The organism is Candidatus Bathyarchaeia archaeon, assembly GCA_035935655.1.
In the GTDB taxonomy this organism is placed as follows: Archaea; Thermoproteota; Bathyarchaeia; order 40CM-2-53-6; family 40CM-2-53-6; genus 40CM-2-53-6.
On the sequence record DASYWW010000031.1, the window covers coordinates 1 to 13,448 of the forward strand.

Annotated in this window: 15 protein-coding genes and 1 tRNA gene; 6 read left to right on the top strand and 10 right to left on the bottom strand. The window is 49.3% G+C overall.

Annotation, left to right across the window (positions count from 1 at the left end; genetic code table 11):
* Nucleotides 1–312 precede the first annotated feature (312 nt).
* Both VGS11_05010 and VGS11_05015 read left to right on the top strand, forming a co-directional pair.
* On the top strand, nt 313–600 hold the full coding sequence (locus tag VGS11_05010; protein HEV2119447.1) for a hypothetical protein: 288 nt from the start codon (nt 313–315) through the stop codon (nt 598–600).
* Nucleotides 601–1,176: a hypothetical protein gene (locus VGS11_05015; protein ID HEV2119448.1), complete on the top strand. Its 576-nt coding sequence runs from the start codon at nt 601–603 to the stop codon at nt 1,174–1,176.
* 133 nt (nt 1,177–1,309) lie between these two features.
* On the opposite strand, the gene VGS11_05020 is transcribed toward VGS11_05015, so the two are convergent.
* The 5 genes from VGS11_05020 to VGS11_05040 form a co-directional block, all read right to left on the bottom strand.
* On the bottom strand, nt 1,310–1,522 hold the full coding sequence (locus tag VGS11_05020; GenBank protein ID HEV2119449.1) for a hypothetical protein: 213 nt from the start codon (nt 1,520–1,522) through the stop codon (nt 1,310–1,312).
* A gap of 732 nt (nt 1,523–2,254) precedes the next feature.
* Nucleotides 2,255–2,473, bottom strand: a complete 219-nt coding sequence (locus VGS11_05025) for a hypothetical protein (protein ID HEV2119450.1) — start codon at nt 2,471–2,473, stop codon at nt 2,255–2,257.
* Nucleotides 2,474–2,813: 340 nt separating this feature from the next.
* The gene (locus VGS11_05030; GenBank protein ID HEV2119451.1) at nt 2,814–3,143 is read right to left on the bottom strand and encodes a hypothetical protein; all 330 of its coding nucleotides are present in this window, start codon (nt 3,141–3,143) and stop codon (nt 2,814–2,816) included.
* A 79-nt stretch (nt 3,144–3,222) separates the two neighbouring features.
* Nucleotides 3,223–3,432 (bottom strand): hypothetical protein, encoded by a 210-nt coding sequence (locus tag VGS11_05035; protein HEV2119452.1) that lies wholly within the window; start codon nt 3,430–3,432, stop codon nt 3,223–3,225.
* Complete coding sequence (locus VGS11_05040; GenBank protein ID HEV2119453.1) at nt 3,429–4,580, bottom strand: tyrosine-type recombinase/integrase; 1,152 nt, start codon at nt 4,578–4,580, stop codon at nt 3,429–3,431. The genes VGS11_05035 and VGS11_05040 overlap by 4 nt, the downstream gene beginning before the upstream one ends.
* Nucleotides 4,581–4,635: 55 nt before the next feature.
* Here VGS11_05040 and VGS11_05045 point away from each other — a divergent pair.
* Nucleotides 4,636–4,757: transfer RNA gene (locus VGS11_05045), tRNA-Thr, on the top strand.
* A 390-nt stretch (nt 4,758–5,147) separates the two neighbouring features.
* Nucleotides 5,148–5,834, top strand: coding sequence for an HAD-IA family hydrolase (locus VGS11_05050; protein HEV2119454.1), 687 nt, complete (start codon nt 5,148–5,150; stop codon nt 5,832–5,834).
* A gap of 183 nt (nt 5,835–6,017) precedes the next feature.
* On the opposite strand, the gene VGS11_05055 is transcribed toward VGS11_05050, so the two are convergent.
* On the bottom strand, nt 6,018–6,386 hold the full coding sequence (locus VGS11_05055; GenBank protein ID HEV2119455.1) for a hypothetical protein: 369 nt from the start codon (nt 6,384–6,386) through the stop codon (nt 6,018–6,020).
* 310 nt (nt 6,387–6,696) lie between these two features.
* Here VGS11_05055 and VGS11_05060 point away from each other — a divergent pair, with 310 nt between their 5' ends.
* Nucleotides 6,697–8,811, top strand: coding sequence for a hypothetical protein (locus VGS11_05060; GenBank protein HEV2119456.1), 2,115 nt, complete (start codon nt 6,697–6,699; stop codon nt 8,809–8,811).
* 10 nt (nt 8,812–8,821) lie between these two features.
* Here VGS11_05060 and VGS11_05065 read toward each other — a convergent pair whose 3' ends face one another.
* Both VGS11_05065 and VGS11_05070 read right to left on the bottom strand, forming a co-directional pair.
* Complete coding sequence (locus VGS11_05065) at nt 8,822–9,415, bottom strand: hypothetical protein (GenBank protein HEV2119457.1); 594 nt, start codon at nt 9,413–9,415, stop codon at nt 8,822–8,824.
* A gap of 11 nt (nt 9,416–9,426) precedes the next feature.
* Nucleotides 9,427–9,909: a hypothetical protein gene (locus VGS11_05070; GenBank protein ID HEV2119458.1), complete on the bottom strand. Its 483-nt coding sequence runs from the start codon at nt 9,907–9,909 to the stop codon at nt 9,427–9,429.
* 42 nt (nt 9,910–9,951) lie between these two features.
* On the opposite strand from VGS11_05070, the gene VGS11_05075 reads away from it, so the two are divergent.
* Nucleotides 9,952–10,530 carry a DUF1616 domain-containing protein gene (locus VGS11_05075; protein HEV2119459.1) on the top strand — a complete coding sequence of 193 codons (579 nt, stop codon included), beginning with the start codon at nt 9,952–9,954 and terminating at the stop codon, nt 10,528–10,530.
* Between the two features lie 66 nt (nt 10,531–10,596).
* On the opposite strand, the gene VGS11_05080 is transcribed toward VGS11_05075, so the two are convergent.
* Nucleotides 10,597–11,841, bottom strand: coding sequence for a glycosyltransferase (locus VGS11_05080; protein ID HEV2119460.1), 1,245 nt, complete (start codon nt 11,839–11,841; stop codon nt 10,597–10,599).
* Between the two features lie 7 nt (nt 11,842–11,848).
* Nucleotides 11,849–13,447: a hypothetical protein gene (locus tag VGS11_05085; protein HEV2119461.1), complete on the bottom strand. Its 1,599-nt coding sequence runs from the start codon at nt 13,445–13,447 to the stop codon at nt 11,849–11,851.
* Between the last annotated feature and the right edge of the window lies 1 nt (nt 13,448).

The window sequence follows — 13,448 nt, forward strand, 5'->3', positions numbered from 1 at the left end:
ATCTCTGCGATCACTGTGGTAAATGCTGGAATTGTAGGGCTTCCGATTGTCCTCGTAAAAAGTGATGATCGCATTCTGTACCTTCTGTAGCTCCGTAGTTGTTTCTGTCGAGCCTTCGGACTGCATCTATGGATTTTGTTTCGTTTGTCAGAGTGTCGTGCGCTTACACTTCGAAACTCCACTCAAGGTTCTTGGAGACTTTGAATAATGTCTTGGGCAAGTAGTAAAAAATCTGGAGAAGTTCAGCGTTTCCCTGTTCAGCAACGTGATCCTGAAGCCGTAGATGCTGAGCGTCGGAAGTTTGAGGTTGAAATGGCTGAGTATGTGTGTTCTCGTTGTGGTGTCGTAATTCTCGGTCGTGAAATCGGAGCAAGTTTCGAGGGTTCTGTTCTCTGTCGTGAATGCGTTGCGGAGATTGAGTCAAGAGACTCTCAGCCTGAGCCACAGGAACAGCAACAGAAGCCACAGCAAGAACTGAAACCCGTTACGATTACTGGATTTCTAAAAGAATCCGTCGAGAACGTCGGAGTCGTAATCGGTGACGCAGGCAAAGTTCGCGACGTTTCTGTTTCTGACAAAAGAGACCAGGGAGACAACTAAGTGTCAACATGTCCGTTCTGCAAACTTGAGATTAATGACTCCAAAATCGACTCTCACGTCGAAGAGCACCGTTTCCAACAACAACGTGATCTCGATTCGATTCGAGACTTCGGAATTCAGAAGACTTTTGCTCTTTACACTTGCTCCGTCTGTCACCTTCAATTCGACTTCAATACTCAAGCCTCTGACAAGATCAAAGCGCATGCGTCATTCCACTTTGAAGAAGAGAGAAAGAAACGGCAGAAAGAATCGGAAGGAGAAACAAGACGTATCGAACGCACGCTCTATCTCCGTTCTCCTGAAGTTCGTGATCGCATAGCTCAGTTCGATCAACAGTTCTTCGACGAGCGAAGCGAGTCTGAAGTTGTTATTGTTCCAGCACTGTCAAGTCTTGCGAAGACACACGTTGTCGTTCCACGAAAGAGTATCAGTGTGTATCGTAAACACGTTAACGAAGTACAGGTTAGTCGAAACCACTCAACACTTCGAGCGTATTTGATCTTCTTCGGACTCTGTATATTCATTCTGATTTTGATTGCAAATGTCGTCAGTTATCTTGCCGGAGTGCACGGTTGATCGAGCGGACATATTTCGTCAGTTGTCGAGACTGCCAAAGAGACTATGAGTTTAAACTCGAAGGAATGGTCGAACACTCAAAAATTCACGAGATTGTGATCTTGTGGCGTGACCCTGAACCACTGACTCCATATCAGCGTGTAATTCTTGCTGGAGCCATTAGTGTGATTGCGCTCTTCATTCTCTTCTCTGTGATTCTGCGTCTCGGACTCTTTCGTTGAGTAGAACTGAAAGACCACAGTGGAACATGGACCAGGAAAGTCGCCAATATGATCGTCAGCAACGGGCTATTGCAGGGAAACTTCACGGTCTTGAGTCCGAATGCATTGTGTGGATTCGTCTTCACTCAGAGTCCGAATTTCAAAGGAAGTGACACTCGTTGTCGTTCTTGTCGTGAAGCTAATGGAGGCTACGAGCATTGAGGAGAAGACTCGCTCCACAGCCAAGTCGGGGTAACAAAAAGCGTCACCGGAGAAGACCGAACCGAGGACTCGTGAATTGGTGACTCAACGTGTTCAGTGTTCAACGTGTTTCGAGATTTTCCCGTCTTGGTTAGATTTGATCGGACACAGAAAAGCGTATCACTCCTCATCCGGTCATGGAGGCGGTTCAATTGCTCTGGGTACTGTCAGCAGAAGATCAGTCGTTCAGCGACGGGTTGCACTTGTGGAAAAAAACAAGTTTCGTGATGATCAGAGCCGTAAGGTCCGGACGGTTCTTGCGCTCTCTGAACTTTCTCCTTCTGAAATAAAGATTATGGGATTTGATCCTGTTCAGATTTCAAAAATGAGAAGTAAAATCACATGAGTTCTCTGCTTCAAGAAATCAGACCCATAACACTCGACGCTCGAACAGGTGTCTGTTTTGACTGCGGCATAGAGTGTGAATGGAAAATTTGTGGAAGATGTCTGAGGAATAGAGAGGATGCTATCGAAGGTCGAGGTAGGAAGTCCCAACCTGCTCTTTCCTACTCGCAGAATCTCAAGTAGCGAGCGGAGGCGAATAGAAAATAGAATTTAGAACACGAGAAGACGGGACAGTCATTCCTGTCGGTGGAATCGTAAGAATCCGAAACGAGCTACGCGATCTCCGATTGTTTCTTGTCAAATCGGTATTGCCCGACGGACGTTTCCAGTGGTACGAAGTGTCGGCTTTGACGGACGCAGAAGCCTACGAACTTGTACAGGAGGAGTTTCCGAAAGTTGAGATCCTTTCCGTTAAGCCACTCGACGAGATGGAGAATCTTGAATCCCCAAGCGTTGAAGTTCCGATTACACCTGCTGGAGTCTCTATGCATCTGCCTTCCACATCTGAAGCACCCGGTGGTGCAGAAGTTCGTAGAGTCGGAGGTGGTTGATTCGCCCTACCACTCGGTGTCGGTACTTCAAAGGTCCATCCGTACAACGTGATCTCTAAGCTGAAAGACGGTCGCCGATTCGAGATTCGAGTCCAGGCGACTAATCCTAACGAAGCTGAGAGAATTGCACACTCGAAATTCCCTCTGATCACGATTCAGAAAATTTCGCGTGTGGACAAACTCAAAACCGGAGTGCGGATTCTCGAAGGTATAGAGAAGTACTTAGAGAGCTAAGACCCTGAGTCCTGAGCAACCGACTACGTTAGTTAGCGCAAGCTGTTTAGTAGATAATCTCCCCATCTTCCGCCTCTTCATCCGAGACTACTGTTCCGTTCTTATAGACTCTGATCGGAAACGCTGGCGTTCCCTTTCGTGGTTGGTCATAGTATTCCGCAAGTCGGCAAAGATATCTGCGCAATGACTTCACCCACATTTCTACTACCCACCGTCCTTTCGAGTCTTTGAAAGTTCTGTGCATTACCGCTTCTCGCTTGTAGTAGGCATTTGTTACAAAATTTCTGGTGTAGATGTGCGCTCGAAGTCCTGCTTCTATCGGAGCATCATCATGCTTTGTAAACGTCGGCTTTCCGACTGCTTGTCCATCTTTCATTCTAATCCGCATCTAAACTGTCCGCGATACCTAATCCCGCACTTAGCCGCATTGTTACCAAATGTCAAGCCTCTTCAAATTATTCTTCGTTCTTCTTCGGTAGAAACAGCCGAATCATTAATGGCAGAGCCAGGACTACCGGCAGAAGTATTGCAAGTCCCACGACGGACATCACTGCAACCCCAAGATAGCTCAGATACCCGAGAAGTACGACTACTGACACAAGAATCAGCACTACTACAAGTAAGAACGCTGTTGCTCCGACTACTCGCTCGACTCGTTCGATCATTGTTCTTCGACTCCTGTCTTGTCCGTCTGATCTTCGAGTAGATTCTCCACTTCTTCTTTTGTTAGCTCGGTAATCTTTCCCCTTTCCTTAGTTCGGTTGATACTGCTCAGTAGTTCAGGAGTCAACAGTCCTTTCGCTTCCAAAACTGAGAGCATTAGTTCGTTCTGTTTTCGAGCCACAGGATCAACAACGGTAACTTCGACTCTATCAGTTAGCCACGTAAGTTTCTCCTCACACTTCTCGATCCACTGCCGCTCGATTTCATCCCAATCTTTGTAATGGCTTTCTGCACCGAGTTTCGACTTGTGACTGACGATTAGAGCAATGTATTTTCGGTCGAGTCCGCTTTTCGACATCTGAGAATCGGCGAAGAGTCTCCACGAATGCGTGCTGTAGATTTCGTCCTCTGTGTCTTTCATTCCGCATAGTCCAAAGAGTCGCTTCATCTCCGTCCACGCAGTAGTTTCCGCAAGATGTGTCCCTTTTTCACCAGGAAACATCCATTCACTCGGACTCTTCAGTCTCAAGTGATATTGTCGAATCCACTCTATAACTTCTCTCGTCACGAAGACGTACCGTTTGATTCTGGCTTTAGTCTGTCCGACTTGGAGTTTGATCCGTCCGATTCCAGACGGTCTAATCTCTAAGTCCGACATCTTTCGAGAGACTGCCTCGCCGATTCGCATTCCAGTACATGCTTCTACTCCGACCAAAGCACGATATTGTGGAGTTGCGATTCGAAGCAATTGTCGAGTTTCATCAGGAGTCGGAGACTTCTTGGTCGTTGAGACGTAGAACTCTCCGGCAGGAACCAGTCTGTCGAACACCTTCTGTTTGAAATTCTCTTCTCCAAGCACGGACTCAAAGAAGCCAGGTAGCAGACTGCGGTAGAAGAAGACCGTAGACGGTTTGAGTTCTCTCTCCCGCATAGAATCGACTAATCTTCTCGCAGTAGTGTAGAGTGACACTCTTCCAGTCGTGATCTCTTCAAGAATCTCTTCAACGGTCTTACCATTAGCCGTCGAGTAGAGCCTCAGCACTTGCTTACGGTTTCTTCGAGCATCCGCTCCGACAGAGGTATCATTCAGCCAGTCAGAGACGGTGATGGTGTCGTTCGACACATGGTAATTCGAGATTGGACTTGACAAAAGTTCTCTGTAACTAATACTCTTAAGTCAAAGCGTTGTCGAGCGTTGACTTGGTGCCTCGGTGGCTCAGCCTGGTAGATGTTTCTCACACCGGAGAGCATCCGCCTCGTAAGCGGAAAGGCAAACCCGTCCGTTTGCCCCGCAGGGTCGCGGGTTCAAACCCCGCCCGAGGCTCCAAAAAAACCAGCAAAAAACAAAGACTGCTCGACACGTCCTACTTTTTCGCCAAACCACTCTTGCGGCGCGAAGTGCACTCGCTAGTACCCCCCTTTTGTTCTGCAAGATTTCCTGTCTGGTAGTGATAATGTGCGAGTCTTCCGATTCAGGGCGTGATCCGGGCTTGGATGGAGGACCGTTTGCTGGAGTTATCTCGAGATTCCCGAACGATTCGCAAACGAAATCAGGGAGATGCTTCAGATCCCCGATCAGGGTTGATAATGGGCGATTTGGATCCAGTATTTCAGCCAGCCATGGGCTTCGTTTTGCGCCTATTCCGGCAAAACGGGATCAATGATTGTTTTAGCAACTACTTACCGTTCTTAACATGAGTTCAAGAGGAAAAAGAAGTTGGGAAGAAACCGTGACTATGAGGTCATAACATTTGACTGCTACGGAACCCTTATCGACTGGGAAACAGGCATCCGGGCCGCCTTCAAGCGAACGCTCAAGAATCTGGGACTAACTCCTTCCGAAGAATCCGACCTATCCAACATTTACCAAGAAGAAGAAAAGAGAATTGAGGCACGAAAGCCCTACAAGTCGTACCGCAAAGTCCTAGCTGAAGCATTCAACTCTGCAGCCAAAGGCATGGGAAAGACAATTCCAGAAGGGACATCTGATCTACTTGCGGAACAACTTCCTACCTGGCGTCCGTTTACGGACACTAACTCTGCTCTCGAAAAGCTTGCTCGATACTACAAGCTGGGAATACTGTCTAACATTGACGATGACCTTCTAAAGGGCACATTGAAACACTTCAGAGTACCATTCGACATAGTCGTTACAGCTGAACATGTGAGATCATACAAACCCGGGACAAAGCATTTTCTAGAAGCACGGAAGCGCATCGGGCCCAATAGAGGCTGGCTTCACGTTGCGGCTAGTCTCTACCACGACGTTGAGCCTGCCACACGTCTCAACATCAATACAGTATGGGTAAACAGAAAGAACTCGACCGAGGGCAAGAAATACTCACGGACTCTAGTGAGCGAAGTTAAGAACCTCAATCAGCTGGCTGACTTGCTTGAATCATAGTTTCGTTTGTAACCATAGAAGCATCTTGGGTTGCGAAGGTCAGGGGTTGCTGAAACTCCCCCGAGCGAGATCTGCTGTCCACTCGCAAGATCTCTCCCCGTCGCGCCCCGAAGATACTGGTGGGTTCCAAGGTTTTCTGGGGCTGGGCTATGATTCCTACTTGAAAATAATTGGGGAAGGAGTCTATCGGTGCTTTGTCTCTGCCTCAACCGGATCGTCATCAGGGTAGGCTCTAGACAAAGTCCCCTGGTAATTGTCGATGATCATTCGGGGAGTCCTGAGAATTTGGGCATCATCCTCCGCGTTTTTGTCCAAATCCGAGGCGACTCTGTGCCAGTGATCCGGGACAGTAGCGTACGCAGGCTCGAATATCGCCCACTTGTCGGTGTAGGAAAAGAACTTTGAACCAGCCTTCATCAATAGCAGGTAAGCTTCTCCAATAGTTCCTTCGTCGAGAGTCTTGACGTGATCCTTGTGGAATAGCATTAGTCGCTCTCTATGGCCCTTCATCGTCTTGGTCCTCGCTAGCTTCCACCTCTGGAACTCGGCCAATACCTCTCCTTGAGAGATCCGACAAAGGGGACACGACTCAACAGTGTTAGCCTTGCCAGCAACGGTGGCGCCAAGAATAGAGTCTTTGTTTAGAGACAGTTCTAGGAACCCCAACAAACTAACACGACCATATATCCCAGATTAGAATATTGTCCCAAATATCGATAATTCTACATCTTTAGATTACCATCGATACAGACGCGACAGCCGTCCCCCTCGACCTTATAGGAGTCTACGCCTGAAACCCGAATCTGGAAATGAGCGTCGGGACAAGAAAATAACGATTCGAGGCTAGCTCGCGGGAAAACAAATGTCACACAAACTGCGGACTGAGATACTTCTCGTTTCCCAGACTGTCATCATCTCCCTTCTGTTGTATTGGACGTTTCTCGAGACCCAATCTAACTCTTTCTTGAAATCCTGGCTATCCCAGAATTTCCCACTCGGCCTAGTCCTACTCAACCCATGGGTCATAGCCGCAGCCATCACAGAGCTAGCTCTAGTCACTGGATTCTGGATCATTCGACTGGAGAGCGAAGGGCGCACACCGAGAACAAGAACAAGACAACGCGTCGAGTTGGAACATGAACCTCGATACATGGCTCGCTTGGCTACTGAGCAGGAACTCGTGCCTCCAAGTTCCAAACCCTTCTACGAAACGATCAACACGCCGATCTTCATCTTAACCCTAGCGCTTGTAACTCAGGCAGTCTCTCTTTGGTTTGTCACGGCCTCGACTTTTCGAATTACAAGCTTCACAGCCAACTCCTTCTTCTATTATTCCAATCTGCCATTTACGTATTGGTGGGGGCTTGCAGCCACACTAGCTTTGATTTTCACTCGTTCCATTTTCCGTGGACGGGGACAAATCGCATTAGATATATCGGCCCTGTTCCTACTTTCATTCTATCTCATCGGGCTTCCATCTTTCGCTTACGAAGACCCAAGGTTTCTAGACGCCTACTATCACACCGGAAACTCGCTTAACCTTCTCAACTATCAGGCCTGGCTGAACTCTCCAAGCTGGTATGGTCACCAGTTTCCGGGGGTATTCTTGTTCGTCGGGCAATTGACTTCGATTGCGGGAATAGATCCGTTCCAGCTCATGAGATTCTATCCTCTTGGACTCTCACTTGTGATCGTGTTCATGGTGTACGTCATCACGCGAATGTTCAGCTCGCAATATGCATCGATTGCCTCAGCCACGTTTCTCGGGGGGATGTGGTTCCAGTTTCACCTCTCGCCCCAAAGTCTGGAGTTGATCCTCTACCTAGGCCTCATATTCATAGTTCTGAAAATAATCGAGGACGCACCACGTCGGAAGCTCTGGACCATGACCGGACTGGCATCGATCCCTATTTTTGTCGGGAGCCATCCTGAGACGCCTCTTGCTGTCACCCTTGGCCTCACCGGTTTTCTGATATTGTCGCTACTAAAATCGAAGAAAACCTTCCTGCAACAAACCGCAAGATCTCTGCTACCACTCGGCGTTCTCATTTGCTGGGTCCTATTCTGGTGGTTTGTTGTGGCTGTAGATGCACTGAACCTTGTACAGACCACAATCCTGGCTAAGGCCCTATTGACCCTCTCACAATTACCGATCGGTATCAAGACGCAAGCGTCCCTTCCATTGACACCATCCTACAGCTACGGGATTACAGTCCTAATGGAACAACTGGTCTCCGTCATTGTCTGGGCAGCCGGACTCTCGTACTTTCTCTTCTTGCGAAAACTCCAGCCAAGAGAGCTATTCCTCGGAGGTCTATTTCTAGCAGGGGTATCAACGATACCCATCGCAGTTTTTGGCCGAACCGATGTTCTCCAAAGAAGCTACTTGTTCGCACTTGTTCCCTTCGTCATTCTAACTGCCTGGCTTCTCGAACGAAGATCCGTGCTTACCTTTCGGGGAAGAGACCTCTTCCGACTCTTCAGAACAGGATTCATCGTCATGATGGTTCTCTTCGCCGTCCTCATACCAATAACGAGGTATGGGATCGACCCATTCCACTACATACCCGGCTCTTCGCTCTACGCCGCAAATGTCGCTGCTGGGCTGCAACAGCATTCCATCTTGTTCCTCGAGCCGGATGAGGATGGCTGGCGGTTCTATGCTGGCCTTCAAGGCGCAGTCAGCCAACCGAAACTGGAACAGAACAGCATTGCCGGCCAGCCCGGTGGTTTTGTAAAGCCGAACAGCGACGCAACTCTTCCGGGTTTCAACTTGACCTATTCGAAGGCCGACAGCACGGCAAGCTACATCGTGCTTCCTAGCTACTGGCAGAACCTGTACAGTCTAAGATTTGGACACAACGCGACTTATTATTACGTCGTCAGAAACGACTTCGCGAATAACGTCACGCAGAACTTCAACTTAGTCTATTCGACAGGTACAGACGAGATCTTCGCTAATCCAAGTCTAGGCTGAAGAGGGAGATCTAAGCGGCGTTAAACCAGACTTGAAGCCAATCGCCTATCCGAGAGCCGGATACTTCGTATCCGTAAAATAGTGAGTTAGCCGTTAGGTCATACGTCCAGAGCTCAAAGAAGAATCTGAACTTCAATCCCTTGACAGCTCCAATAGGAGGAGATACCTGCTGGCCATTGATGGTCATGTTGAGGATTACCAACCCTCCAGCTTGATTTTCGGAATTGATGCTCCAGGTGAAGTTGATGGAAGCGGTTTGCCCGTTCGGGATGAACCTTGAATTGTTTCCTATCTGCGGGGCGGTACTTGGCGTGGTAGCATTGGGATTCCTGTTGGTACTGTTTCCTAAACGATAGACGATTCCAATGTACTGGATCGAACCCATATGATTCGTCACTTCGAAATGCCAGTTCAGAACCTTGTGGGCAGTGACATTTATTCCGACTCCTGAGAAATAATTAGAAAGGGTATCACTCGGCGAGAAGACTCCCCATCCAATAAATGGCTGAGCAGGTGGCTTACTGAGGGCGTAATAGGCTACAGAACTGTAGATCAGACTGAAGCATGCGAACAAGACGACAAAAGTAATGATCCTTCGTCGCACTCTCGTTGCCCTCATTCTAAGCGGAGTCTGCGCAATCTTGTCCTTCGGACGAAGCTCTTGACATGATGGATTTCAAGAACCATGAGCGTAGAGCCTAGGCCGCTCGCTACGGCAAGCGAGTATGCGCCTAGCTGGCCGAGAAACGTCTGAGTACGGGCAGCGCTAGCTGCGCTCAGAGCTTGAACCGCTGCCGCGGTGGACACGTTAAGAGACAGACTTGCGTAGACGCCTGATCCAGTCTTGTTTGTCGAGAGCAGTTGAATTGCACTCTGCTCGTACGACAGGGCGAGATTCAAATTGCTTGCAAGTTGGGATACTACTGTAGGAGAGGCACCTTCCAAATCTGCTTGCTGCACAATTTGAAAGGCTTGAACGATCTTACTTTGTGCAATTTCGACTGGGGCCGACTGACCCAACGCCTTGTTAGGCGTGATTGAAAGAGTGCAGACGAGAAGGAGGAGGGTCCCCAGAAGGGCCAGTTGACGGAAGCGCATATCTGGGTCTCAAGCCGGACGGAGGCGGTTAGGCTTTAGGATTTGCCCGCGTTAACGAGAGAGGCCATATTGATTGTTGTGGCAAAGCGCCGTCCTCGCACCCTAGCTTCTCTCAAGAAATGCCTTGAAGATGAGATGATTGAGGTCGGAGATGCGGAGCTTCTACCTCTGATCAGGCAAATGCAATCCAAGGGAGAGATCAAGTTGTACCTTCCGGCCGGGGCTAGCTCGTTCGAGGAATATCTTACCTCCTACTGGGACACTTGGTGGGTATATCTGGCAATAATCGTTGCAGTCTCCGAATCGTTTCTAGTATTCTTGGAGACCCAGACCGGGGCCCTATTGTTTCTCAAAATTGTTTTCGGGCTCGGAATATTGAGCTTCGTTCCAGGGTATTTGACAGTCCGGATAATCTTCCCAGGTGAGCAGATCAACGTTCTCGAGCAACTACTCTTGAGCGTCTTCTTGAGCGTCCTACTCTCCATAACCATCGGCGTGATACTCGGGATCGGGCCCTTCTTTCTTCCCTCTTATAACGCACTTCTACTAAGCCTCTATGTCTTGGGTTCCGCGCCCGTGGCGGCTTATCGTTCCTATCGTGTTCCTGCCGAAACTCACTAGTTACCTCAGACACGATTAGAGAGAAACCCGTCAAGTCTTCCAAATAGGCGTGAAAGACGCTCTCTTCTACACGCTTTGAGCCGCAGCTTCTACTGCAACTCGAGTTCCCGGGATCTGTTGCCAGTTCACTTGTGGCCCTCCAAAGGCAAGCTTGAGCAAGCTGGCCATCAGGAGCAGCTGGAAAGCTAGGAAGGCGAACGCGCCCAATACCCAGTACCCCGACCCTCGTGGACTCTCATTTTCGACGCCCCGATACCGGTTGACCAACAAACGGGTAAGGACGAGCGTCGGCAGAGAAAGTACAATTGTTGTTAGGAGAGCAATCGCGCTCGCGATGGGTGCAAGAACTGCAAATGCAAGAAACGAAAAGAGCGCAACTGTCAATAGGACTGGCGAAACTATGTGAACGAAGAATTCGAAGGGAAATACAATGCTGCCATAGTTCCCAAGATTCCTTCCAAACAGCACGCTCGAGTTTTGAAGTAACGCGTGTTGGTTGTTCATCCCTCTTCTGAACTTATGCTTGAACTTGGGTCCGAGCTTGTCCGCCTCTGATTCGAAGAACGGAACATTGGAAGCATAGACTGCCCTCAAACCTTTTCTTCTCACTGTAACCGTAAGCTCTACGTCATCGCACACAGTCCCGGGACGCAGAGGTTCTAAGAGTTCGGTCTTGTATGCAGAGAGTTCGCTCTCGCACATGAACGGCGTGTCGATGCTTGCTTCTGCTAGCCTGACAGCTGTGTAGATTCGCCGGTACCCGGATTCAAGATTTGCCAGAAACGACCTCGCTCCAACCGGGACCTCAACTCCAGAAACAGCACCGATCTCGGACTCGTACAAGTTCTCGACGAGTCTTGACACCGAATTAGATGGGAAGGTGACGTCCGCATCCGTTAGTATCAGTATTTCTGACCTGACTCTTCGCATTGCCTCGTTTATTGCCTCGCTCTTGCCTCGTCTGAATGGCTGTTCTATCAGAACCAGGTTGAGTTGGTGCGCGTGCTCTTCGGCAAATCTGTAGACGATGGTTCGTGTTTCGTCGGTAGAAGCGCTATCGACCACGATCACTTCGAGCTTCTCTCTAGGATAGTCGATCTTTAGGACGTTGTCGAGCTTCTGGCCTATGATCGATGCCTCGTTGTAGGTGGGAATCACCAAGGATACCGTAGGGTTTGCTCGACGCAAACCTTTCGGCGAAGGCATTGCGGCGTTCCTGAAGAATATTGCAAGCCCTAATGTGTAGACAGCAATCACTGAAAGCGCAGTCGTGTAGTAGAGAGTCCCTAGGATCGAGACGAGGAAGTTCATTGGGTTATCATGAGCTACATCTCCGATCCTCTCGATAACTCGCGACGGTGGAATCTGCTAATCTTTCCACTTTGAAGCCTTCAGTCCCGTATTCGGTCACAAACTCGAGTTCTAGCGCATCTGCTGCCGTCGGACCATTGGCTTGTTGCAAAATCACCTTTCCTTCCAGGATGCTAATTTGGGATTGTTCTCGATTAGCCCACCAGTCGGCCATTTCGCCGAGTGTCATAATATCGCAGCCGGGGTCGGAACGAAAAGACTGGAGGAGATGGCGATACTCTTCCTGCCCCGTTTCCAGGCCAAACTCGTAGTCCGGGTGTACAAGCAGCACACAGACTCCTCCTATGCCCTTCACCCATTTTGAGACATCGATGAGTCGATCGACTGCCTGTGAGATGTCCAACCCACCAACTCTAATCAACTGATGATCTTGGGGGAGTGACACCGGAATCTCGGTTACACCGGAAACGGAGAATGGAAAGATAGTTCCGACCCCGTGAGGTCTGAGTGACGTTGGAGATAGAGCCTCCCAACTAGGGACCGACGAGTCGAACTTGTAGCCCGCCTTGCCAACCGCGTCCAAAATCTTTCGGCTATGTTGCAGAAGCGGGGACCTAAATCCTCGAATCTCACTATTGGCGAGGAGCTCAAGCGTTTCCTTGCACCGAATTAACCTCTCCACCAAGCCCTTGGATCCTGTGAAGACCAGGCGGCCATCATGCTTTGTGTCATGCCCTCCAACCTCTCCTGTTTTCGTCAGATATGTCAAAAGTTGAGAAGACAATGGGTAACGCTCGCTGGGAATATTCCAGGTTGATTGGATACCCAGTTCTCTTTCCACTTCGACAAGTCTGCTCGCACCATCCTCTAAGCCAACCCTTGTCTCCACATCGTGGCTGACAGCTAGGGCATGGGACTTGCCTCTCCTCCAGAATCCGATTCGTGGAATCGTCTTTCCGGAAGCAACCAACAGGCTGGCCAGGAAGATTGTTCTGAGACACTCGACGGGTCCGAGCATGTCCTCTTTGAACTCAGCAATACCCTTCCTTGCCTTGAAAAATCGGTTCCTTATGGAAGATGGAATCTTATCATACGAGAAGGGCATCATCGCTAAAGCTCGGAATTTCCAACTTGGACTATCGTCCAATCCACCATAGATCAGTCGATCATAATCTGACACAAGATCAGCTGAGAGCAGGTGGACGTTCGATCCTAGAATCTGGTGAAGAATTGTTATGCTCCCGTCCTTCAGCCTCGGCATGAGACCTGACCCGGAGAACTGGTTGAGAGTGGTTTTCAAAGAAACAAATGTGCCGGGGGATATTGGCAAACGGACGGTCACTTCTTCTCTTAACGTCTCGAGGCCGAATCGTGCCGCGATGTTTTTGGCGTCCTCGATTCCAACCGGGGAAATAATTATGGGACGCCCTTCTGGAGAGACGGCGCCACCGTGTGTCGGTCCAGTTGTGAAGAGTAGCTGATTTCGATCTTGAGGTTGCTCAAGGGTGTAGGGGACTTTCCAGAAGTCGGCATACTCTTTGAGGATAGCCAGGTTGTGCAAATCCTCGGCTCCTAGGCGGATTGGAGAAGCCAGTACCTCGGTCAAT

Bases quoted from the DNA above. Each gene is read 5' to 3' on its own strand.
- VGS11_05010 (HEV2119447.1), top strand. From the start codon at position 313: ATGGCTGAGTATGTGTGTTCTCGTTGTGGTGTCGTAATTCTCGGTCGT.
- VGS11_05025 (HEV2119450.1), bottom strand. From the start codon at position 2,473: ATGCATAGAGACTCCAGCAGGTGTAATCGGAACTTCAACGCTTGGGGA.
- VGS11_05030 (HEV2119451.1), bottom strand. From the start codon at position 3,143: ATGAAAGATGGACAAGCAGTCGGAAAGCCGACGTTTACAAAGCATGAT.
- VGS11_05035 (HEV2119452.1), bottom strand. From the start codon at position 3,432: ATGATCGAACGAGTCGAGCGAGTAGTCGGAGCAACAGCGTTCTTACTT.
- VGS11_05060 (HEV2119456.1), top strand. From the start codon at position 6,697: ATGTCACACAAACTGCGGACTGAGATACTTCTCGTTTCCCAGACTGTC.
- VGS11_05070 (HEV2119458.1), bottom strand. From the start codon at position 9,909: ATGCGCTTCCGTCAACTGGCCCTTCTGGGGACCCTCCTCCTTCTCGTC.
- VGS11_05080 (HEV2119460.1), bottom strand. From the start codon at position 11,841: ATGAACTTCCTCGTCTCGATCCTAGGGACTCTCTACTACACGACTGCG.